23 protein-coding genes and 1 riboswitch are annotated in these 21,470 nt (G+C 66.1%); of the genes, 18 read left to right on the forward strand and 5 right to left on the reverse strand.

Annotation, left to right across the window (positions count from 1 at the left end; translation table 11 throughout):
• The first annotated feature begins 138 nt into the window (after positions 1-138).
• The 5 genes from ASG79_RS01890 to ASG79_RS24425 all read left to right on the forward strand — a co-directional run bounded on the left by ASG79_RS01890 (position 139) and on the right by ASG79_RS24425 (position 6,288).
• Positions 139-3,957 (forward strand): multifunctional oxoglutarate decarboxylase/oxoglutarate dehydrogenase thiamine pyrophosphate-binding subunit/dihydrolipoyllysine-residue succinyltransferase subunit, encoded by a 3,819-nt coding sequence (locus tag ASG79_RS01890; protein ID WP_056388033.1) that lies wholly within the window; start codon positions 139-141, stop codon positions 3,955-3,957.
• Between the two features lie 155 nt (positions 3,958-4,112).
• Positions 4,113-4,712 carry a GDSL-type esterase/lipase family protein gene (locus ASG79_RS01895; protein WP_056388034.1) on the forward strand — a complete coding sequence of 200 codons (600 nt, stop codon included), beginning with the start codon at positions 4,113-4,115 and terminating at the stop codon, positions 4,710-4,712.
• Positions 4,713-4,799: 87 nt separating this feature from the next.
• Positions 4,800-5,633: a DUF4097 family beta strand repeat-containing protein gene (locus ASG79_RS01900; RefSeq protein ID WP_056388036.1), complete on the forward strand. Its 834-nt coding sequence runs from the start codon at positions 4,800-4,802 to the stop codon at positions 5,631-5,633.
• A complete protein-coding gene (locus tag ASG79_RS01905) occupies positions 5,633-6,094 on the forward strand; it encodes a PadR family transcriptional regulator (RefSeq protein ID WP_018768445.1) in 462 nt (153 codons plus the stop codon). Before ASG79_RS01900 ends, ASG79_RS01905 begins: the two co-directional genes overlap by 1 nt.
• A 119-nt stretch (positions 6,095-6,213) precedes the next feature.
• Entirely contained in the window at positions 6,214-6,288 is a 75-nt protein-coding gene (locus tag ASG79_RS24425; protein ID WP_369299106.1) for a 50S ribosomal protein bL37, read from the forward strand.
• 104 nt (positions 6,289-6,392) lie between these two features.
• Here the strand turns inward: ASG79_RS24425 and rsrA are convergent, their stop codons facing one another.
• Together rsrA and ASG79_RS01915 are read right to left on the reverse strand one after the other, a co-directional pair.
• Positions 6,393-6,653 carry a mycothiol system anti-sigma-R factor gene (gene rsrA / locus ASG79_RS01910; protein WP_018768446.1) on the reverse strand — a complete coding sequence of 87 codons (261 nt, stop codon included), beginning with the start codon at positions 6,651-6,653 and terminating at the stop codon, positions 6,393-6,395.
• Entirely contained in the window at positions 6,650-7,423 is a 774-nt protein-coding gene (locus ASG79_RS01915) for a sigma-70 family RNA polymerase sigma factor (RefSeq protein ID WP_235509705.1), read from the reverse strand. Before ASG79_RS01915 ends, rsrA begins: the two co-directional genes overlap by 4 nt.
• A 275-nt stretch (positions 7,424-7,698) precedes the next feature.
• Between ASG79_RS01915 and ASG79_RS01920 the strand changes: the two genes are divergently transcribed.
• From ASG79_RS01920 to ASG79_RS01965, 10 genes are all read left to right on the forward strand, one after another.
• On the forward strand, positions 7,699-8,247 hold the full coding sequence (locus ASG79_RS01920) for a DoxX family protein (protein WP_018768448.1): 549 nt from the start codon (positions 7,699-7,701) through the stop codon (positions 8,245-8,247).
• A gap of 6 nt (positions 8,248-8,253) precedes the next feature.
• Entirely contained in the window at positions 8,254-9,642 is a 1,389-nt protein-coding gene (gene aroA, locus ASG79_RS01925) for a 3-phosphoshikimate 1-carboxyvinyltransferase (protein ID WP_056388038.1), read from the forward strand.
• Positions 9,626-10,741 (forward strand): ribosome small subunit-dependent GTPase A, encoded by a 1,116-nt coding sequence (gene rsgA / locus ASG79_RS01930; RefSeq protein ID WP_018768450.1) that lies wholly within the window; start codon positions 9,626-9,628, stop codon positions 10,739-10,741. The genes aroA and rsgA overlap by 17 nt, the downstream gene beginning before the upstream one ends.
• A gap of 44 nt (positions 10,742-10,785) precedes the next feature.
• Positions 10,786-11,598: a histidinol-phosphatase gene (hisN, locus tag ASG79_RS01935; RefSeq protein WP_018768451.1), complete on the forward strand. Its 813-nt coding sequence runs from the start codon at positions 10,786-10,788 to the stop codon at positions 11,596-11,598.
• A 152-nt stretch (positions 11,599-11,750) separates the two neighbouring features.
• Positions 11,751-11,864, forward strand: a riboswitch (SAM riboswitch).
• A gap of 36 nt (positions 11,865-11,900) precedes the next feature.
• Positions 11,901-13,319, forward strand: a complete 1,419-nt coding sequence (locus ASG79_RS01940; RefSeq protein WP_056388039.1) for an aminotransferase class V-fold PLP-dependent enzyme — start codon at positions 11,901-11,903, stop codon at positions 13,317-13,319.
• A 102-nt stretch (positions 13,320-13,421) separates the two neighbouring features.
• The gene (locus ASG79_RS01945) at positions 13,422-14,180 is read left to right on the forward strand and encodes a class I SAM-dependent methyltransferase (RefSeq protein ID WP_056388041.1); all 759 of its coding nucleotides are present in this window, start codon (positions 13,422-13,424) and stop codon (positions 14,178-14,180) included.
• 45 nt (positions 14,181-14,225) lie between these two features.
• Positions 14,226-14,939 carry a metal-dependent transcriptional regulator gene (locus ASG79_RS01950; protein ID WP_018768454.1) on the forward strand — a complete coding sequence of 238 codons (714 nt, stop codon included), beginning with the start codon at positions 14,226-14,228 and terminating at the stop codon, positions 14,937-14,939.
• On the forward strand, positions 14,911-15,348 hold the full coding sequence (locus ASG79_RS01955) for a fluoride efflux transporter FluC (protein WP_056388043.1): 438 nt from the start codon (positions 14,911-14,913) through the stop codon (positions 15,346-15,348). The genes ASG79_RS01950 and ASG79_RS01955 overlap by 29 nt, the downstream gene beginning before the upstream one ends.
• Positions 15,345-15,743: a fluoride efflux transporter FluC gene (locus tag ASG79_RS01960; RefSeq protein ID WP_056388044.1), complete on the forward strand. Its 399-nt coding sequence runs from the start codon at positions 15,345-15,347 to the stop codon at positions 15,741-15,743. Before ASG79_RS01955 ends, ASG79_RS01960 begins: the two co-directional genes overlap by 4 nt.
• 62 nt (positions 15,744-15,805) lie before the next feature.
• Positions 15,806-16,183: a hypothetical protein gene (locus ASG79_RS01965; protein ID WP_018768457.1), complete on the forward strand. Its 378-nt coding sequence runs from the start codon at positions 15,806-15,808 to the stop codon at positions 16,181-16,183.
• Between the two features lie 48 nt (positions 16,184-16,231).
• Here the strand turns inward: ASG79_RS01965 and ASG79_RS01970 are convergent, their stop codons facing one another.
• The gene (locus tag ASG79_RS01970) at positions 16,232-17,215 is read right to left on the reverse strand and encodes a S1C family serine protease (RefSeq protein ID WP_056388045.1); all 984 of its coding nucleotides are present in this window, start codon (positions 17,213-17,215) and stop codon (positions 16,232-16,234) included.
• 162 nt (positions 17,216-17,377) lie between these two features.
• Between ASG79_RS01970 and ASG79_RS01975 the strand changes: the two genes are divergently transcribed.
• Positions 17,378-17,842 carry a pyridoxamine 5'-phosphate oxidase family protein gene (locus ASG79_RS01975; protein ID WP_018768459.1) on the forward strand — a complete coding sequence of 155 codons (465 nt, stop codon included), beginning with the start codon at positions 17,378-17,380 and terminating at the stop codon, positions 17,840-17,842.
• Positions 17,843-17,854: 12 nt separating this feature from the next.
• On the opposite strand, the gene ASG79_RS01980 is transcribed toward ASG79_RS01975, so the two are convergent.
• Together ASG79_RS01980 and ASG79_RS01985 are read right to left on the reverse strand one after the other, a co-directional pair.
• Complete coding sequence (locus ASG79_RS01980) at positions 17,855-18,910, reverse strand: zinc-dependent alcohol dehydrogenase family protein (protein ID WP_056388046.1); 1,056 nt, start codon at positions 18,908-18,910, stop codon at positions 17,855-17,857.
• Positions 18,911-18,920: 10 nt separating this feature from the next.
• Complete coding sequence (locus ASG79_RS01985) at positions 18,921-19,799, reverse strand: hypothetical protein (protein ID WP_056388190.1); 879 nt, start codon at positions 19,797-19,799, stop codon at positions 18,921-18,923.
• A 168-nt stretch (positions 19,800-19,967) separates the two neighbouring features.
• On the opposite strand from ASG79_RS01985, the gene ASG79_RS01990 reads away from it, so the two are divergent.
• Together ASG79_RS01990 and ASG79_RS01995 are read left to right on the forward strand one after the other, a co-directional pair.
• The gene (locus ASG79_RS01990; RefSeq protein WP_056388047.1) at positions 19,968-20,438 is read left to right on the forward strand and encodes a pyridoxamine 5'-phosphate oxidase family protein; all 471 of its coding nucleotides are present in this window, start codon (positions 19,968-19,970) and stop codon (positions 20,436-20,438) included.
• A 21-nt stretch (positions 20,439-20,459) separates the two neighbouring features.
• Positions 20,460-21,470: a zinc-dependent alcohol dehydrogenase family protein gene (locus ASG79_RS01995; protein WP_056388049.1), complete on the forward strand. Its 1,011-nt coding sequence runs from the start codon at positions 20,460-20,462 to the stop codon at positions 21,468-21,470.

The following is a 21,470-nucleotide window of genomic DNA, read 5'->3' on the forward strand; positions in this document are numbered from 1 at the left end:
TTATTGGCAGTTAACACAAGATGCTCACTAGACTTGCTAAGGGTCTGGGTTCAGAGGACGCAGAGACTGGTTCGATCGCAGTGCTGAAGCACCGGGGGGCCAAAGAGAAATCAAACTCATGGAAGAGGCGTATTTCAAGTGCCAGAGCAGCCAAGCCACCGTCTACCAGAGGAATTTGGCGGGAACGAGTGGCTCGTTGACGAACTGTACGAGCAGTACCAACAGGACAAGAACGCCGTGGACGCCAAGTGGTGGCCGCTGTTTGAATCTTTCGACTCGGGTAACGGTTCTTCCAACAATGGAAATTCCGCGCACGCTGCCAATCCTCCTACGCGCGAGCTGCCCGTGGTGAAGACGGCACCCGCTGCTTCGGCACCGTCGCCGGCCGCAGCCCCTGCCACTCCCCCGGCGGCACCCGCCGCCACCCCGGCCGCCGCTCCTGCAGCAGCCCCTGCGCCGGTCAAGAAGGCCCCCGCCACGGAGGCACGCGACGGCGGCAAGAAGACCGAAGCAGGCACCGGCTCGCAGCCCATTCCGGCGCAGCTGCCCAAGAACGTCAAGGCCCCCACCGCGCCGGAGGAGGACGTCGTCTCCGTCCTCCGCGGACCTGCCAAGGCCATCGCCACCAACATGGTCACCAGCCTTGAGGTGCCCACGGCCACCAGCGTCCGGGCGATTCCGGCCAAGCTGCTCATCGACAACCGCGTGGTCATCAACTCGAACCTGGCCCGCGCCCGCGGCGGCAAGGTCTCCTTCACGCACCTCATTGGCTACGCAGTCATCCGGGCCCTTTCCCAGTTCCCGTCGATGAACGTGTACTACGACGAGGTGGACGGCAAGCCCGTTGCGGTCCAGCCGGCCCACGTCAACTTCGGCATCGCCATCGACATGCCCAAGCCCGACGGCACCCGCCTGCTCATGGTCCCGAACATCAAGAAGGCCGAGACCCTCAACTTCGCCGAGTTCTGGCACACGTACGAGGACCTCATCAAGCGCGCCCGCAACGGCAAGCTCACCGCCGAGGACCATCAGGGCACCACTGTCTCCCTGACCAACCCCGGCGGCATCGGCACCGTGCACTCAGTGCCGCGCCTTTCCAAGGGCCAGGCGGCCATCATCGGCGTCGGCGCCCTTGACTACCCGGCCGAATTCCAGGGTGCCAGCGAAAAGATCATCGCCCACAACGCCATCAGCAAGGTCCTCACCCTGACCTCGACGTATGACCACCGCGTCATCCAGGGCGCCGGCAGCGGCGAGTTCCTCAAGCTGGTGCACCAGCTGCTGCTGGGCGCACAGAACTTCTACGACGAGATCTTCGAAGCCCTCCGCATCCCCTACGAGCCTGTCCGCTGGAGTGCGGACCTGCAGGTGGATCCGGCTGACGAGATCAACAAGGTTGCCCGGATCCAGCAGCTGATCCACTCCTTCCGCGTACGCGGCCACCTCATGGCGGATACCGATCCGCTGGAGTACGTGCAGCGCAAGCACCCGGACCTCGACGTCCTCACCTACGGCCTGACCCTCTGGGACCTGGACCGCGAATGGCCCACGGGCGGCTTCGGCGGCAAGCCGATGCTGAAGTTCCGCGACATCCTCGGAGTCCTGCGGGATGCCTACTGCCGCACCACCGGCATCGAATACATGCACATCCAGGAGCCTGCCGAGCGCAAGTGGTTCCAGGACCAGCTGGAACACCCCTACTCCAAGCCCAGCCGGGAAGAGCAGCTGCGGATCGTCTCCAAGCTGAACGCGGCCGAGGCCTTCGAAACCTTCCTGCAGACCAAGTTCGTGGGGCAGAAGCGCTTCTCGCTGGAAGGCGGCGAGTCCCTGATTCCGTTGCTGGACGCCATCATGTCCGATGCAGCCGATGACGGCCTGGACGAGGTTGCCATCGGCATGGCCCACCGCGGCCGCCTCAACGTCCTGACGAACATCGCCGGCAAGACCTACGCACAGGTGTTCCGCGAATTCGAAGGCACGCAGGATCCGCGCTCCGTCCAGGGCTCCGGCGACGTCAAGTACCACCTGGGCACCGAAGGTACCTTCACCTCGGACACCGGCAAGGAGACCAAGGTCTACCTCGCCGCCAACCCGTCCCACCTGGAAGCCGTGGACTCCGTCCTCGAGGGCATTGTCAGGGCCAAGCAGGACCGCCTTGACCAGGGCGAGTCGTTCCCCGTCCTGCCCATCATGGTCCACGGCGACGCTGCCTTCGCCGGCCAGGGCGTGGTTGCGGAAACGCTCAACCTGTCCCAGCTGCGCGGTTACCGCACCGGTGGAACCATCCACATCGTGGTCAACAACCAGGTCGGCTTCACCACCGCCCCGTCGTCGTCGCGCTCATCCACGTACTCCACGGACGTTGCCAAGATGATCCAGGCACCGGTCTTCCACGTGAACGGCGACGACCCCGAGGCTGTGGTCCGCATCGGCCAGCTCGCCTACGAATTCCGCCAGCGCTTCCACAAGGACGTCGTCATCGACATGGTGTGCTACCGCCGCCGGGGCCACAACGAGGGTGACGACCCCTCGATGACCCAGCCGCTGATGTACAACCTGATCGAGGCCAAGCGCTCCGTCCGCAAGTTGTACACGGAGTCGCTCATCGGCCGCGGGGACATTACCGAGGAAGAAGCCGAGCAGCTGCTCCGCGACTACCAGGAACGGCTGGAGCGGGTCTTCGCCGAGACCCACGCCGCCCAGACCTCCCCCATCCCGATCGTGACCGCGGATTCCGCTGCCGTGTCCGACATCGAGCGGCCCATGGCCCAGCAGTCCGATTCCAGCGTCAGCGCACCGGCCTCCACGGCCATCAGCGCCGACACCCTGGCCCGGATCGGCAAGGCTCACGTCGAGATCCCCGATGGCTTTACGGTCCACCCCAAGTTGAAGCAGCTGCTGGAAAAGCGCGAGCAGATGTCCCGCGAAGGCGGCATCGACTGGGGCTTCGGCGAGATCGCAGCCTTCGGCTCCCTGATCATGGAAGGCGTCCCCGTACGCCTTGCCGGCCAGGACTCCCGCCGCGGCACCTTCGTACAGCGCCACGCCGTCTTCCACGACCGTGCCAACGGCAAGGAATGGCTGCCGCTGGGCAACCTTTCCGACGACCAGGCCAAGCTGTGGATCTACGATTCACTGCTGTCCGAATACGCGGCCATGGGCTTCGAGTACGGCTACTCCGTGGAACGCCCGGACGCCCTGGTCCTCTGGGAGGCCCAGTTCGGCGACTTCGTCAACGGTGCGCAGACCATCATCGACGAATTCATCTCCTCCGCAGAGCAGAAGTGGGGCCAGCGGTCCTCGCTGGTCCTGATGCTCCCGCACGGCTACGAAGGCCAGGGCCCGGACCACTCCTCGGCGAGGATCGAGCGCTTCCTGCAGCTCTGCGCGGAAGACAACATGATCGTGGCCAACCCCACCACGGCGGCCTCGCACTTCCACTTGCTGCGGCGCCAGGCGTACAACCGGCCGCGCAAGCCGTTGATCATCTTCACGCCCAAGCAGCTGCTGCGCCTGAAGGCTGCCGCCTCGTCCGTGGAGGACTTCACCAGCGGCACCTTCCGTCCTGTCATTGGTGAGCATGAGCAGCTGCCGGCCACCGCCGTCGAACGCGTGCTTCTGGTCTCCGGCCGCCTGTACTACGATCTCCTGTCCACCCGGCAGAAGACCGGCGACAAGACCACCGCCATCATCCGCGTGGAGCAGCTCTACCCGCTGCCGCACCAGGAGATCGCGGCGGAGCTCGCCAAGTACCCCAACGCCGAAGTGGTCTGGGCACAGGATGAGCCTGCCAACCAGGGCCCCTGGCCATTCATCGGCCTGCACCTGCCCGAGGCCCTTGACCGGCGGGTCCGCCTTGTGTCCCGGCCGGCATCCGCCTCCACGGCAGCCGGCTCCATGAAGCGGCACGCTGCGGAACAGGATGTCCTCCTGAAGCAGGCATTTGCACGGAAGTAAGCAGTAAGGCTGCCCGGCCGGAGTCGAAATACCAGACTCCGGCCGGGCAGTTCTGTTTAATGGATGGACAGCGCCGCCCCGTACCCCCGCAGCCGCGGCGGCGACGATGCAGCGGCCGTACCGAAGTAAACCCGTACCGAAGTAAAGAGGAACGCGTGGAAGACAGGAAGCTGCGGATCGCAGCTGTAGGAGACGAACTGCTGGCCGGACTGGGGGATCCCCGGGCACTTGGCTGGCTGGGCCGCGTCCTGGCCCGCACTCCCCAGGACGGAATGCTCCTGGAAAGCTACGCCCTCCCCTGTCCGCAGGAAGGCACCGAGGGGCTTGCGGCACGTTGGCTGGAGGAAGCCGGCCGCCGTTTCAGCCCCGAGGCGGAGAACCGGCTGGTCATCGGCCTGTCCGGGCGGGACATTGAATTCGGTCTTTCCACCGCACGGAGCAGGCTGAACCTGGCCAATATCCTGGACTCGGCGTCACAGAACCGGATCGAGGTATTCGTCGTGGGGCCGCCTCCCACGCTGGACCCGGCCCAGAACCGGCGGCTTGACGAACTGAACACCGCCTTCGCCGATGTCACCACCCGCCGCAAGCACCTCTACGTCGACACGTTCTCGCCCCTGCTGAACCACGAACAGTGGCGCCAGGACCTTGCCGCAAACGGTGGAACGCCCGGCCAGGCAGGCTATGGCCTCATGGCATGGCTGGTGCTGCACCGCGGCTGGTTCCAGTGGCTGGGACTGGAAGCCCCCCAGTAGTAGCCCGCTCGAGATATATCTTGACCCTGCCCGCCTGCGGCGATACGTTGTAGGGGCTACGCGATATATCGTCTTTTGGAGGGGACCATGGCCGAGCAAAACTGGAGTGTGACAGACCCGCAAACCATGGACGTCGACGGCGTGACGGCCCTGAAGCTGGGCATGGTCCGTGGCAGGTTCAGGATCACGGCGCACGCGGGGTCCCAGGTGCGGCTGGAGTTCGCCGACGTGCACGGCGATCCGGTAGCCGTGTCACTGAACAGCGGCAGGCTCGAAGTGCGGCACCAGCTGCACGGAGCCCAGGGCTGGTTCAAGAACCTCATGGAGACGGTCAACCACAGCAGCGACAACTCCGCGCTCATCACCATCGCTGTTCCCCAGGGTGTGGAGGTGGAGGCCGGGACCGTCAGCGGGGACGGGCTGGTTTCGGGCGTCTCTGCCCGTGTCCGGCTGAACACCGTGTCAGGTTCCGTAGTGGCGGACAGTACCTCCGGCGAGCTTCAGGTCAATACCATCAGCGGCAGCGTGGAGGTCAGGAACCACCGCGGGGTACTCATGGCCAAGAGCGTCTCAGGCAGGGTTACCGCCTCCGGATACTTCACCAACGTGCGCACCAACACCGTCAGCGGGCACCTCGACGTTGAACTGCTCGATTTCACCCGGGACTTCGGCTCCAACTCGGTGTCCGGGGATCTGGCTATCAGGCTGCCGCACGACGTCGGCGTCGACATCGTGGCCAAGTCCGCCGGCGGAGCGGTGATCCTTGACGGCCGGCAGTGCCTCCTGGCCAACGGCAAAGTGGAGACCATTGCCGGGCCCGACGGCCAGCTGATGCTCGTCCGGACCAATTCGGTATCCGGCAGGACGTCCATATCCCACGCTCCTGCACCACTTGACGGCGACGGGGAAGCGCAAGGCTGATGCCGCCCGTCTTCGCACACGGTGCGTTGCGCCTCTACCTGCTGGCACTGCTGGAAAGCGGGCCCAAGCACGGGTACGAGCTCATCAAGGCGCTCAAGGAAAGGTTCGCGGGGACTTATTCGCCAAGCGCCGGAACCATCTACCCCCGGCTGGGCAAGCTCGAGGAGGATGGCCTGGTGGCCACCGAGCCGGCCGGGCGGCGCACCAACTACCGCATTACAGCCGCCGGCCTTGCCGAACTGAACCGGCGCCGCGACGATCTGGCGGGGGTCGAGAATGACATCGCCGTCTCCGTCCAACGGCTTGACGTGGAACTGATGGTGCAGAAGTTCCATGATGAGCTCTGCGCGGACCTGCGGCGGCAGGCCATGCGCCGCCCCATCAGCCCTGTGACGCTGGAAACCGTCAGGACAGCCCTCGACGACGCCCGCGCGGCCATCCGCAGCACCCTGCAGTCCTAAGGCGGCGCCTGCTGCCGCACTTCCACAGGTCATCCGCCCCTACCCGGTTCGCGGGCCGCCACATCATGTGGGAGACTTGAGGGCAGCTCTTTTGAGTACCAACAGTAAGGAGGCCAGCTATGAGCAAGCGTGCACGCAAGCGTCGTGACCGTAAGCGTGGCGGCGCGAACCACGGGAAGCGCCCCAACACCTAGGCAAATGCCAGGAACTACGGTTCAAGCGAAGGACCCCGCAAGCCAAACGGCTTCCGGGGTCCTTTGCTGTCTGCGGCCCTGACCGGCGCAACGCGTGCCTGTTCCTAGGCCTCCACGGGACGGATGGTGTGGATCCTGTCCAGGATGGCGTTCTTCAGGTTGTCCGGCGCGGACTCCGTGCAGGAGCGCTTGACCATATTGCGGATGACGCACTCCAGGTCATACTGTTCCGTGCACTCAGGGCAGTCATCAAGGTGGTTCTTGATTTCCGTGAGGTCCTCGCGGGTCAGCGCCCCGTCAAGGTATTCGTAGATGCGTTGCATCCTGGTGTCGTCGCAATCGCCCAATCCCTGGCAGTCGCTCATTTCCTGTTCTCCTGTGCTTTGCTTCCTGCCGCATCCGAGGCATCTGCGGCCGTCTTAAATCCCCGCTCGGCGGCGTATTCCGCGAGCATGTCCCGCAACATTCGCCGGCCGCGGTGGAGCCGGGACATCACAGTGCCGATGGGCGTGTTCATGATGTCCGAGATTTCCTTGTAGGCAAAGCCCTCAACGTCGGCGAAGTAGACCGCCAGCCGGAATTCTTCGGGGATGTCCTGCAGCGCCCGCTTCACGTCCGAATCCGGAAGATGATCCAGGGCTTCAGCCTCGGCTGAGCGCAGTCCGCTCGAGGTGTGCGACTCCGCCCGTGCCAGCTGCCAGTCCTCAATGCTGTCCGAGTTGGACTGCAGGGGCTCACGCTGCCTCTTGCGGTAGAGGTTGATGTACGTGTTGGTCAGGATCCGGTACAACCAGGCTTTCAGGTTTGTTCCCGGCTTGTACTGGTGGAAGGCCGAAAAAGCCTTGGTGTAGGCCTCCTGGACCAGATCCTCCGCGTCGGACGGGTTCCGGGCCATGCGCATGGCAGCGGAATACAGCTGGTCGACGTACTGCATGGCATCCCGCTCAAAGCGAAGGCGGCGCTCCTCCACGCTCTCCGTGGCGACGTCCAGCGTGGCATCCTCGGCATCCGCTTCTGCGGCCAATGATTCAGGGCCTGCCTGTCCGGCAGGCACAGGCGCGGTGCCGGCCCTGCCGTTTGCTTCGCCGGGGGTAGCCTCATACATGGCCGCAACGGCCGGATCCAGGGTGTTCATTGCCTTCAAGTCTACTGTCAGGCTCCCTGCCCGGGGCGTGCCGTATTCCGGCGGTTCCGAGGCCAGCTTGTCCACTGCCACCGGGCCCGCCTGCCTGGTTCCGTCCAACACCTTCCCCAAGGGCCAACTCCGCTCTGTTTCGGGTGAATGATTGTCAGGCCCCTGTTGCGGACCTGTTTGCCATAACCGCCTCCCACGGGCAAATATTCCCCAAAAGTGCAAGACTAGGACCGACTCCGCCGCTCGGCGCGGCTCGTCCATCCAGGAGGAAATCCATGTCCTTTGTCCGCACGCTCGCACGGCCCATGCTCGCCTCCAGTTTCGTTCTCGCCGGACTGGATAAGCTCAGGAACGCAGACGACACCGCACAGCAGCTCTCACCGCTGCTGCGCAAGGCTGCAGCCTCGCTTCCCTTCCAGGCGAACGAAACCACCCTCGCACGTGTGATTGGCGGAACCCAGGTAGGGGCCGGCGTCCTGTTCGGCCTTGGCAAGTTTTCCCGGCTCTCCGCGGGCCTGTTGACGGTGATTTCGCTCCTGAACACCTTCGTTGAATGGCGCAGCGCGGATATCAGCAGCAAGGAAGGCCGCGAAAGCCGCCGGAACCAGCTGCTCAAGAACCTCTCGCTGAGCGGCGGCGCCCTGCTCGCTTCCGTGGACACCGCCGGCAAGCCCGGCCTGGCCTGGCGCGCCGAGCACCTGGCGGCCGATGCCCGTCGTAACGCCTCGCACCTGGCCGCCGACGCGCGCAGGACCACCACCAAGAAGCTGAACAAGGCGGACAAGGCCGTGCGCCGCGCCGTCGAACACGCTACGGGAGCATAAACACGAATGACCGCAGCAGTTGCCACCCGGGACGGGTCCGGAACGCCTGTCCAGCACTGGGCCGCACCCCTTGCGTCCCGGCCCGTTAACGCCACCGTGACGGTGCCCGGATCGAAGTCCCTGACCAACAGGTACCTGGTCCTGGCAGCCCTCGCGGACGGCCCCTCCCGGCTGCGGGCCCCCCTGCATTCCAGGGACTCCGCACTCATGGTCGACGCACTGCGGCAGCTCGGTGCCGTCATCACCGAAGTGCCCGGGGACGGTGCCTTTGGGCCCGACCTGGAGGTGGTTCCGCTGCCGGCGGCAGCGGCCGCGTCCCACACCAGGATCGACTGCGGACTTGCCGGCACCGTCATGCGGTTCGTTCCGCCGCTGGCGGCGCTCCGCAACGGAGCCAGCGTGTTCGACGGCGATCCCCACGCCCGCAAGCGCCCCATGGGAACCATCATCGAAGCCCTCAAGGCCCTGGGCGTGGCCGTTTCCGCCGAAGACGGCAGCGCGCCGTCGTCGCTCCCTTTTGTGGTGGAAGGCAACGGCGCAGTCCGCGGCGGCCATCTGGTGATCGATGCCAGCGCCTCCTCGCAGTTCGTCTCCGCCCTCCTCCTGGTGGGCGCAAGGTTCGACGACGGCCTGCACCTGGAACACGTGGGCAAGCCGGTACCCAGCCTGGACCACATCAACATGACAGTGGCCGTCCTGCGCGGTGCCGGCGTTTCAGTGGACGACTCCGTCCCCAACCACTGGGTGGTGGCGCCGGGACCCATCCGCGCCTTCGACCAGCGGATTGAACAGGACCTTTCCAACGCCGGGCCCTTCCTGGCCGCGGCCCTGGCCACGCGGGGCACCGTACGGATTCCCAACTGGCCTGCTGAAACGCAGCAGGTGGGGGACCTGTGGCGCGGAATCCTGGCCAGCATGGGCGCCTCGGTCACCCTGGCTGACGGTGTCCTGACCGTCACCGGCGGCCCGGAGATCAAGGGCGGCAACTTCGCGGACACCAGTGAACTGGCTCCCACGGTCGCGGCCCTGTGTGCCCTTGCCACGGGGCCTTCCCGCCTCAGCGGCATCGCCCACCTGAGGGGACACGAGACGGACAGGCTCGCGGCCCTGGTATCGGAGATCAACCGGCTGGGCGGCGACGCCGAGGAAACCAGCGACGGCCTGGTGATCCGGCCCGCCCGGCTGCACGCCGGCGTCGTCCACAGCTACGCCGACCACCGCATGGCCACGGCCGGCGCAATCCTGGGACTCGCCGTCGAAGGCGTACAGGTGGAGGACATCGGCACCACGGCCAAGACCATGCCGGATTTCCCGCAGCTGTGGGCCGGCATGCTGGCCCAGGGAGAAGGGTCCGCCGCCGGACCGGAAGGGCGCGGCAGTGGCGCGGAGCACTGATTCCTGGGACGAATCGGACGTTCGGATCCGTCCCAGCAAGAAGGGCTCCCGGCCGCGCACCAAAGACCGCCCCAGCCACGACGACGCCGTGACCGGACGGATCATCACGGTGGACCGCGGGCGGTACACCGCGGTAGTGGACGAGGACTCGGAGAATGAGCGCGTTGTCATTGCCGCGCGCGCCCGGGAACTTCGGCGCTCGCCCGTTGTGGCAGGCGACTTCGTCTCGCTCGTGGGGGACGTCTCCGGCGCGCCGGACACGCTTGCCCGGCTGGTGAAGATCCAGGACCGCCACACCCTCCTGCGCCGCAGCGCCGACGACACCGACCCCGTTGAGCGCGCGGTGGTGGCCAACGCCGACCAACTGGTGATCGTGGTGGCTGCCGCCAACCCGGAACCCCGCACGGGGTTCATCGACCGCGCGCTCGTGGCCGCATACGACGCCGGAATCGAACCCATCCTGCTGGTCACCAAGGCCGACGTCAAAGACCCCGCGGACCTGCTTTCCAACTACACGCACCTGGACTTCCCGGTGATCATCAGCAAGACGGCGGATGCGCAGGCGTCGGGAATCGATGCCCGGTCCGATGACGGGCTCTCGGCGCGGCTGGACAGCGCCGCAGTGGCGGCGCTGCGGGACCATCTCGATGGCAAGGTCACCGTTATGCTGGGGCACTCCGGCGTCGGCAAGTCCACCATGGTGAACGCCCTGACCGGCGCCGAGCGGGCCACCGGCGGCGTGAATGCCGTGACCGGGCGCGGCCGCCACACGTCGTCGTCGGCCCTTGCCTTGCGGTTGGCGGACGCGCCTCCCGGCAGCTGGATCATCGATACCCCCGGCATCCGTTCCTTTGGCCTGGCGCACGTGGACCCTGACCGCATCCTGCGCTCCTTCCCGGACCTCTCCCCCGGCATCGAGAACTGCGAACGGGGCTGCAAGCACACCGCAACCGCAGTGAACTGCGGCCTCGACGACTGGGTGGCAGGCGGACACGCAGGTCCCACCGGCGCGGCCCGGCTGGCCTCGCTGCGGCGCCTGCTTGGCACGGACCCGAGGATGGAAGCACAGGAAACCAAGGAGCTCGGCAGCGTCAACTGACGCGTTCTCCCGGCAGAACCGTCCACAGACGGTAGTTTGGAACCATGATCCAACCCGCTTCGAGCTACAACGATGACCTGCGCCTGGCCCATGTCCTGGCCGACTCCGTGGATGACCAGACCATGAGCCGCTTCAAGGCCCTGGACCTCCACGTTGAGACCAAGCCGGACCTGACGCCGGTCACCGACGCGGACAAGGCCGCCGAGGAAGCCATCCGGGGCCAGCTCTCCCGTTCACGCCCCCGCGACGCCGTCCTGGGCGAGGAATTCGGCAGCACCGGCCACGGTTCCCGGCGCTGGATCATCGACCCCATTGACGGAACCAAAAACTTTGTCCGCGGCGTTCCCGTATGGGCCACGCTGATCGCCCTCGTGGATGAGGGCGAACCGGTGGTAGGCGTCGTCAGCGCCCCGGCCCTGGGCAAGCGCTGGTGGGCGGCGAAAGGCATGGGCGCGTACATGGGCAGGTCCCTTGCCGCCGCCACCCGCCTCCGCGTGTCCAACGTGTCGAAGCTTTCCGACGCCTCCCTCTCCTACTCCAGCCTGGGCGGGTGGAAGGAACGCGGAAACCTTGACGAGTTCCTCGGCCTTACCGAGGACGTTTGGCGGACCCGGGCCTACGGGGATTTCTGGTCGTATTGCATGGTGGCCGAGGGCTCCGTGGACATCGCCTGCGAACCCGAGCTGAACCTCTATGACATGGCTGCCCTGGTGCCGATCGTGGTGGAGGCCGGCGGCCGGTTCACATCCCTGGAAGGCGAGGACGGCCCGTTCGGCGGGAACGCCCTGGCCACGAACTCAATCCTGCACTCGGAGGTCCTGCACCGATTGAACCCGTACCTGGACGATCTGCTGTAACTCACGCGCTTTCCACGTTTGAACGAATAATGCGACGCCGGACACCTCCCAAGGCAGGTGCCCGGCGTCGTTTATTCGGCGGCGCGTAACAAAGCCCTTAACAATTGCCGCGGCTTCAGTCCTGGCCGCCCCATGTCCTACGCTTTTATGCAGGTCACGAGTGCCAGCGCAAAACCCCGGTTTGCTGGCCGGCAACCCTCCATTCGCGGTGGGGTGCCCCGGGTGACGACCAGGCCGGTCCGGAGCGGATGCGGCAAGCGCGGATTCCACTATGCCGGAGTCCTGTACCAAGTGAGGTCTCTGTGACAACTGCCACCGTCTCCCCCCAGCCCGTCATTGCCCAAGCTGCCGTCCCCCATGCACGCCACGCCGCAGCCGGCCGGCCGCTCGCTGCCGTCACCGGCGCCGAAATCCAGGCGCCCCTGATTTCGGGCGGCCACGTGCGGTACGCCAACCTCGATTACGGCGCCTCCGCCCCGGCACTGTCCGTAGTGTCCGCTTACCTGAATGAGATCCTCCCCTACTACGCCAGCGTCCACCGCGGGGCAGGATACGCATCCCAGATCAGCACCTCCGTGTACGAGAACGCGCGCAGCATCGTCAGGGATTTCGTGGGCGGCCGCCCGGATGATTCGGTCATCTTCACCCGCAACACGACGGATTCGCTGAACCTGCTGGCCGGCTGCCTTCCCGTGACCGATGGCCGCCACCACGGCGAAGTGCTGTACCTGGACATCGAACACCACGCCAATCTCCTGCCGTGGCAGGGCGTCCCGCACCGCAGCATCGTCGCCGCCGACACCATCACCGGCACCCTTGAGGCCGTACGTGCCGAGCTTGGACAGGGCGGTGTCAGCCTGGTCGCGGTCACCGGGGCCTCCAACGTGACCGGCGAAATCCTCCCCATCCGGGCGCTGGCCGCGCTGGCCCACGAACATGGCGCACGGATCGTGGTGGATGCGGCCCAGCTCGCGCCGCACCGCCGCATAGACATCAGCGCGGATGACGTCGACTACCTCGCCTTCTCCGGCCACAAGCTGTATGCGCCCTTCGGCGCCGGCGTCCTGGTGGGACGCCCGGACTGGCTGGACGCCGGCGTCCCGCACCTCGCCGGGGGCGGCGCCGTCAAGGAAGCCAGGCTCGACGGCGTCAGCTGGGCCACCGGCCCGGCCCGCCATGAGGGGGGCTCGCCGAACGTCCTGGGGGCCGCCACGCTGGCCCGCGCCAGCCAGGTCATTGCCGGCCTGGACCAGGAACGCTGGCACGCCCACGAGTCCGCCATCCGCTCCTTCCTGGTGGAGGGACTCCAGCGGATCGACGGCGTCACGGTTCACCAGATCTTCAAGGACACCAACCCCGAAACGGACACCATCGGGGTGGTCAACTTCTCCGTCGAGGGTTACGACGCAGGACTGGTGGCGGCGTACCTTTCGGCAGAGCATGGCGTGGGCCTGCGTGACGGGCGCTTCTGCGCCCATCCCCTGCTGAAGCGCCTGGGCCTGCCGTCCGGTTCCCTCCGCGCCAGCTTCGGCGTCGGTTCGCGCCTGGAAGATGCCGAGCGCCTGCTGGCCGGCATCCAGGCGCTCCGGAGCAACGGGCTGGGCTGGGACTACGTGGTGGACGCAGGCCGCTGGGTCCCTGCCAACGACACCCGCACCTACCCGCACTGGGCGCCCAACACCCCTGGAACAGCCGGCGCAGCGCCCTGCATCGACGACTGACGCGGGAGACCGGCCACTCCTGTTTCAGCCGGCTGACCGTGTGTCAGGGGAATGCGGTAAATTCGAAAGGTACCGCAGGACGTCAGCTGAAGGAGGCCACGCGTGGTTCGGGGTGGCCCCAAGCTTGATCACGGGCGGCGCAGGGAACTGGGCCAGAGCTTCCAGGACGGCGGCAGGCACTACCAGCGCGTCCGGCCCGGCTACCCTGAGGAGTCAGCCCGGTGGCTGGTGCCCGCCGACGCCCATGAAGCCCTCGACGTGGGTGCCGGTACCGGAAAGTTCACCGCGCTGCTGCTGGACATGGGGCTGGACGTCACGGCCGTGGACCCCTCGGCGGACATGCTCGCCCAGCTCACGGAACACTACCCGGCTGCCACGGCGATGCCGGGGACTGCCGAGGCGACAGGCCTGCCCGACGCCAGCTTCGACGTCGTCACCGTAGCCCAGGCGTGGCACTGGTGCGACGCCCTGGCGGCAAGCACCGAACTGGCCCGCGTGCTGCGCCCGCACGGAACCCTCGGCCTGGTGTGGAACCAGCTGGACACCTCAGTGCCCTGGGTGCACCGGCTCTCCCGGATCATGCACGCAGGCGACGTCTACCGGCCGGGGCACAAGCCCGTCATCGGCCCGGAGTTCCAGGGGCTCGAAGGGCATGTCACCCACTGGCAGGACACAGTGGACACCACGGACCTGATGGAACTCACTAAATCCCGCAGCTACTACCTCCGGGCCGGCGAGTCAACGCGGGCCAAGGTCCTGGCCAACCTGGACTGGTACCTGCACGAACACCTTGCCTACACCCCTGACCAGGAAATCGACCTTCCCTACCTCACCCTGGCTTGGCGGGCCGTCAAGGCATGACGGCGCATCCCGTATGGCGCCTGCAGAGCCGGTAGGCTTGGATTCGTGAAGACCAGCGCGCCCTCCTCCTCGATCGAGGATTACGTCAAGGTCATTTATTCCTTTACCGAATGGCAGGACAAGCCCATCACGTCCTCCCAGCTCGCACAGCGGCTGGGTGTGGCAAATTCCTCGGTTTCGGAAATGGTCCGCAAACTCAAGGACCAGGGCCTGGTGGACCACAAGCCCTACAGCGCCGTCACGCTGACCGAGGCCGGCCTGCGGCTGGCGCTGTCCATGGTCCGGCGCCACCGGCTGATCGAGACATACCTTGTCCAGCGGCTCGGATACAGCTGGGACGAAGTCCACGATGAGGCTGAACAACTCGAACACGCCGTATCGGACACGTTCATCGAACGGGTCGCCGCCAAGCTCGGGGACCCGAAGCGTGACCCGCACGGCGATCCAATCCCCACGGCGGACGGGCAGGTGCTGATGCCGCGCGCGCACCTCCTCGCCGAGCTGGACCAGGGACATACCGGCAGGATCACCCGGATCAGCGACGACAACCCGGAACTGCTGCGCTACCTGGCAGCCCAGGCCATCGACCTTGATGCGGACGTCGAGGTGGTGGGACGGCGGCCTTTCGGCGGAGCCCTGGTGGTGCGGATCGGTGGTCCCGGCGGCGCCCGTGAGTACGATTTCGCTGAGGAAATCGCCTCGGCGCTCTGGGTCTCCAGCGACGCGCCGCATGCCGGCTGCGCCCTGGACGGGCTCTGACGTGGCGTTGCCCACCGCCCGTGCCTGGCTGGCTGTCGCCGTCGGCGGGCTGATCGGCAGTGAGCTGCGCTACGGGCTGGGCCTGGCGTTTCCGGACGTGCCCGGTTCGGTCCCGTGGGCCACGCTGGGCATCAACATCATCGGCAGTTTCGTCCTCGCGGCTTTGACCACCGTCTGGATGGCACGCCCGCACACGGCCTTCTGGCTGCGCGCCGGCATCGGGCCGGGCCTGCTGGGTTCCTTCACCACCTTTTCCGCGGTCATTTTCGCCTCCGACCAGTTGGCACGCGCGGGTGAGCACCCCGTATGGCTCCTCTACCTGGGCTTGTCGCTGTTGCTCGGTCTTTCGGCGGCCGGCCTGGGCTGGCGCACCGGAAGGCTCATCGCCCGGAACCGGGGCCCGGCATGATCACGGCAGCCCTGGTGGGAGTGTTTGGCGTGGCCGGAGCGCTTCTGCGGTTCGGGATCGACAGCTGGTTTGCACACCACAGCAGCATCCGCAGCGTCCGCACCGATGGCCGTGCGGCGCTGCACTGGCCCTGGGCCACCCTGCTGGTCAACGTCGTCGGCTGCTTCATCATCGGTCTGGCACACGGCCTGACCGCCGGGCTGGGACTTGGCGCGGAATGGCAGGTGGGTTTGGCCACCGGACTGGCCGGCGGACTTACCACCTTCAGTTCGTGGACCACCGCCACCATCCGCCTGCTCAGCGAAGCACGGTTCGGCGCCGCGGCCCTGAACGTGGCGGTTAACCTGGGCCTTGGCTTTGCTGCCGCGGCCGCTGGCAGTGCACTGGCTTCCTAACGACGCTGTTCCCGTTGGGGGCCCGGCCGGCGATTTGGCGGCCTCCCGTATGGTGGAAGGTGATGATCAGCAGACGCGACGCCGCAATAACCCTTGATGTTCCCCTTGAGATGGCGCAGCGCCACGGCCTGCCGAAGTGGATGACGGAGGCCGAACTCCGCGCCATCCTCGACAATCCTCCGCCATGGCTGGTGCAGTCGCGCGCCAACCGGACGGGCAAGCGGCCGGTGTGGGTGCACCTGGAATGCGCCGTCTGTGGCTATGAGGAGGCGGCCCGGCCCAAGAAGTGGTGGCCGGACTTCACCTACGTGGTATGCAGCCATCATGCGCCTTCCGATGTTCCCGCCGTCCGCCCCGGGTGCGTCCGCAGCGAGTACGACGGCGTGGGGACCCGTTTCGTGGGCATCGCGGACGTGGAAGCGCCTCCGGTCCGTCCCTAGGCCCGCCCAGGTGACGTGCCCCGGGTACCTTCGGTCCGGCGTCGGGCATTATCCTGCGCCGTTGCCTGTCATTTCTTCCGGGACGGCGGTGAGGTGCAACTCGGTGCCGTCGCGGAGTACCTTCACGTCCAGCGGCTCGCCGATGGCATCGGAAAACAGGAGCCGCTGCAGGCTTTCCGCGTTGCTGACGGGACGGCCTCCGGCGGTGACGATAATGTCACCCGCGGCAAGGCCTGCTTTGTCCGCCGGCGAGCCGGGCAGCACCTCCACGACGCGGAGCCCTTCGCGCAGCCCGCTGCGGATCACAGCGCTGGGGTTGAGCTGGATGGGCGTGCTGACAAGGCCCAGGTAGGCACGGCGTACCCTCCCGTCTGACAGGAGCGCGGAGATGATCCTGCGGGTGGTGGCATTGATTGGTATGGCGAGCCCCAGCCCGGCGCCCGCCACTGCGGTGTTGATGCCGACGATCCTGGAGTGCGTGTCCGCCAGCGCTCCACCGGAGTTGCCTGGGTTCAGCGCTGCGTCCGTCTGGATAACGTCCTCGATCACTCTCCTGTTGCCGCCCGCCCAGACTGGAATGGCCCGGCCCAAACCGCTGACCACGCCCGCGGTGACTGACCCCGCCAGGCCCAGTGGGTTTCCGACGGCAATCACAAGCTGGCCCACGCGCAGGGTCTCGGCCGCGCCGAACTGAGCAGGTGGCACCTTGGGCCGCGAACCGTGGACCACTGCTAGATCGGACAGGGGGTCGGCTCCCACCAGTTCCAGTTCCATCCGGCTCCCGTCTCCAAACACCGCAAAACCGTGCCGGGTGCCTGCCACGACGTGTGAGTTGGTGAGCAGGTATCCGTCCTCCGTGAAGAGAACGGCCGAGCCGGCGCCCACCCTCACCCTGCCGTTGCCCCTATTCGCGGTCATCTCGATGGCTGCCACGTGGGGCGTAACCGCTGCCGCGACACGCATGACCGTTTGCGAGTACGAGTCCAGGACGTCCTCGTCTCCGGTGGATATGGGTTCCCGCGCCTGTTCCATGACGCACCTCCGGTCTGGTGCCGCTTCCGGCAATCCATGCCCTTTACGGGTCCTTACGGGAGACAACAATGGCCGGGCACGGTCCACTCCCGGTGGAGCTACGCCGTGGGTGAACGCCGGCATTGCGATGCGGTGCGGCTGTCAAGGCTTTAGGATCGGAGCATGACTGACTCCCCTGCAGGGTCTCAAACGGAAATACTGAACGCTGAGGAGTGCTGGCGGTACCTTCGGTCCTCCTATATCGGGCGGCTGGCGGTCATCAACGGTGACGTTCCCGAGATTTTTCCCGTGAATTTTTCGGTCGCCGGTGACACCCTGCTGTTCCGCACGGCGCCGGGGACCAAGCTCCGTGCCCTGCTCAGCGGCTCGGTTGCCGCCTTGGAGGTGGACGGCCTCAACCCATACGCCACTCAGGTCTGGAGCGTTGTCGCCAAGGGCAGGCCGCAGCCATTCGATGAAGCCAGCATGAAGCTTCCGGAGGAAGACGCCGACCGGGAACCTTGGGAACCGGGGATCAAGGACCACTTGGTGGCCATTACCCCCACCGATATCACCGGCCGCCGTTTCGCGGTCACGCCGCGGACCCGTTGGTGGCCGCCGGTCGATTTTTCCGCCGACTGGCTGTAGCGGCCTGCGGTCTCACGCCGTGATGATCACTTTGAGGGCCTTGGTTTCGGCTGCCCGGGAAAACGTGTGGTAGGCGTCAAGGAACTGGTCGAAACTGAAATGGTGCGTGGCGAATTTCTCCGCCCTGATCTTTCCCTGGGCCACAAGCTTGAGCAGCATGGGCGTCGTGTTGGTATTCACCAGCCCCATGCTGATGTTGATGTTTTGGATCCACAGGTTTTCCAGGTGCAGCTCCACCGGTTTTCCGTGCACCCCAACGTTCGCCACCGATCCACCCGGCCGCACTATGTCGGTGCACATGCCAAATGTTGCCGGCATGCCAACAGCTTCGATGGCCACATCGACGCCCTGTCCGCCGGTCAGGGCCAGGACCTGTTCCTTCCAGTCACTGCTGCCGGAAAGGACAGTGTGCGTGGCGCCGAACTCCCTTGCCTTCGCCAGGCGGTTGGCGTCCAGGTCGATGGCCACCACAGTCGCTGCGCCGTACAGTCCTGCCGTGGTGATCGCCGCCAGGCCCACCGGCCCGGCACCAACAACGGCCACGGTGTCGCCGGGCTTCACCCGGCCGTACTGGACACCTATTTCGAATCCGGTGGGGAGGATATCGGAGAGCATGACGGCCTGTTCGTCGCTGACGCCCGCGGGCAGCAGGTGCAGCGAGTTTTCGGCGTACGGCACGCGGACATACTCCGCCTGGGTCCCGTCGATCAGGTGTCCGAAGATCCACCCGGTGCCTTCCTGGCCTTCGCCTCCCAGGCAGTGCGAATAGAGTCCGGTCTTGCAGTTGGCACAGTGGCCGCAGGATTTGATGCACGAGATGATGACACGGTCATTCACCTTCAGGCCGGTCACGGAAGGCCCGGTTTCCACGATGGTTCCCACCGCCTCATGTCCCAGGATCCGGCCCTTTTCGACGGCGGGTACGTCACCTTTGAGGATATGCAGGTCGGTGCCGCAGATCGTGGTGGTATCGACCTTGACGATGACGTCGCCGGGTTGCTGGATCCGGGGGTCGGGGACATCAGTCCATGACTTGTCACCCGGTCCGCCGTAGACGAGGGCTTTCATGTGTCTCTCCTTACTGTGTGGGACGGATTCTCCGACGTTCGCCGCCGGCTTGCGCGGACAGCTGATGGTTGGGCTGCGGGCCGGCGGGACTGGCTGTCGGCGGATCCAGTGCCTGGAGTTTGGCTATGTGCAGGCTTCCGAGCACCAGGAAGAGCCCCGAGAGCCCAAGGGCGGGCAGCAAGGCGGCCAGGCTTGGTTCTGCACCGAACAGGGGTTTGACCAGTTCACCCACCGCCAGGGAGAAAATGAGGGTGAAACCCAGGACATACAGGGCCGGGAGAAGCAGCAGTCCCGTACGGTGGCCCCGGTACGTGAGGAAGGACAGGATCAGGAACCCGGGCATGATGAAGCAAAGGTCCAGGATGAAGATCGAGTAGAGGGAGTCAATCTGCTCGCCGCTCCGCATCAGGGGCAGGAGCATCCCGATCCACAGAGGGTAGAAGACCAGCGGCTGAAGGATGGCACCGGCCGCTGACACCAGCCTCAGTGCACGGGGAAGGGAGGCGGATGGCGCGTCGCGGTCCATGGTGGCCCCGGCGGTGACCATGGCCCAGAATGACACTGCGAAGACTGCCATGTAGAGCAGGTACAGGCCGTTGTACGTCCGCTCAATGACGTAGATCCCGTATGCGTAGAAGAGGTAGCCAAGGAGCCCCAGTGCCACGATCTGGTATTTGGCCCTGTGCGGGCCAACCGCGTAGGCCAGGTACAGCAACGCGAGCCCGGCCGCGACGGAGAGCAGGTCCTGGGAGTAGGCGCCGGGGATCAGGTCAGCGGCAACCACCCTGTTGTAGATTCCGGGCCGCCAAAGGCCCGTTGCCGCAGCGGCGAGTGCCAGCAGTCCGGCAACAGCCCACAGCAGGCGGTTGAGGAACAGATGGGTCAGCATGGGCCACCTTTCACCGGAAGATGAGCGTTTCCCGGGCGTCCCCACAGCGTCCCATTGGGCCGGCCGGACCCCAAGTGCCATTGGTCCTTCCTTGGGCATTGGTCCTTCCTTGTAGGCCGGGCCTTTATGCCCTTACGGCAGGCGGGAGAGTTGCCTACGCTGTGGCCTATGACTGAGAAAACGAACGTGCCTGTGCCGGAAATCCTTGACGCGGTCGAGTGCTGGACGCTCCTCGCCCAGACCGGGGTGGGGCGCCTGGCCGTCATCGCCGATGGCCATCCGGATGTCTTTCCCGTCAATTACAAGGTGGACGGCAGGACGCTGGTTTTCCGCACCGGCGGCGGTACCAAGCACCAGGCCCTCCAGTCGGAAGCCACCGTGGCCCTCGAAGCAGATGCGGTCAGCTCCCAATTCGGGCTCGCATGGAGCGTCGTGGTCAAAGGCACGGCTGTTGAAGCGACGCCCACGGGCCCTGACCTGGATGACGTCAAGCGGGCGCTGTTTCCATGGCAGGGCGTGGGGCAGGAGCACTTCATCCGCATCACGCCGGAGTCGATAACGGGGAGGCGCTTCACGGTGGACGCACCACTGCTGTGGCAAACCTCGCTGGACGACGCAACCCGCGCCGGTTTCGAGTAGGAATTACGGGCAGGAGACACCGTGCGCGCATGGTGGGTGAACGGGCCGGGCCCCATATCCACCCACCCGCTGGTTCAGGGACTCCGTGCCACTCCTACGCCTGCGGCCAACGAACTCCTGGTGGAAGTGACTGTCTGCGGTGTTTGCCGCACCGACCTCCACCTCGCTGAAGGAGACCTGGCACCGCACCGTGCGCAGACTGTGCCCGGGCATGAAGCAATCGGCGTGGTTGTTGAGGCAGGAGTTGCCTGCTCCCGGTTCAGGACTGGCGACAGGGTGGGTGTGGCGTGGCTTGGCGGGGTTTGCGGCAGGTGCGACTACTGCCGCCGGGGTGATGAAAATCTGTGCCAGTCGCCCGTCTTCACCGGCTGGGACAGGGATGGCGGCTATGCCGAGTACTTGACGGTTGCGGAGGATTTTGCCTACCCGGTACCTCCAACCTTCCGGGATGAGCAGGCGGCACCACTGCTGTGTTCGGGCATCATCGGGTACCGCGCGCTGAAGCGCGCCGCCCTTCCCGTCGGTGGCCGTCTTGGCATTTACGGCTTTGGCAGCTCTGCCCACATCACCGCCCAGCTGGCGCTTAAACAGGGCGCCTCCGTGTATGTCATGACCCGGTCTGACGGCGCGCGGTCGCTCGCCCTGGAGTTGGGAGCTGATTATGCGGGGGACGCTTATGACCAGCCGCCGGTACCGCTCGATTCCGCCATTCTTTTCGCACCGGTTGGAGACCTTGTCCCGGCTGCGCTGCGCGCCCTGGATCGGGGCGGAACGCTTGCCATCGCCGGAATCCACCTAAGCGACATCCCGGCCCTCAATTACACCAGGGAGCTCTTTTTTGAACGGCAGGTGCGGAGCGTGACAGCCAATACCCGGGCTGACGGGCGTGAGTTCCTGGCTCTCGCAGCCAGGCTTTCGCTTACCCTCACCACCACGGCCTACCCGTTCCAGGCTGCGGCCAAGGCACTTGAGGACCTGGCTGCCGACAGGATTACCGGTTCGGCAGTCCTGCGGGTCCGGCCGGAACAGTAG

The organism is Arthrobacter sp. Soil761, from assembly GCF_001428325.1.
Classification (GTDB): domain Bacteria; phylum Actinomycetota; class Actinomycetes; order Actinomycetales; family Micrococcaceae; genus Arthrobacter.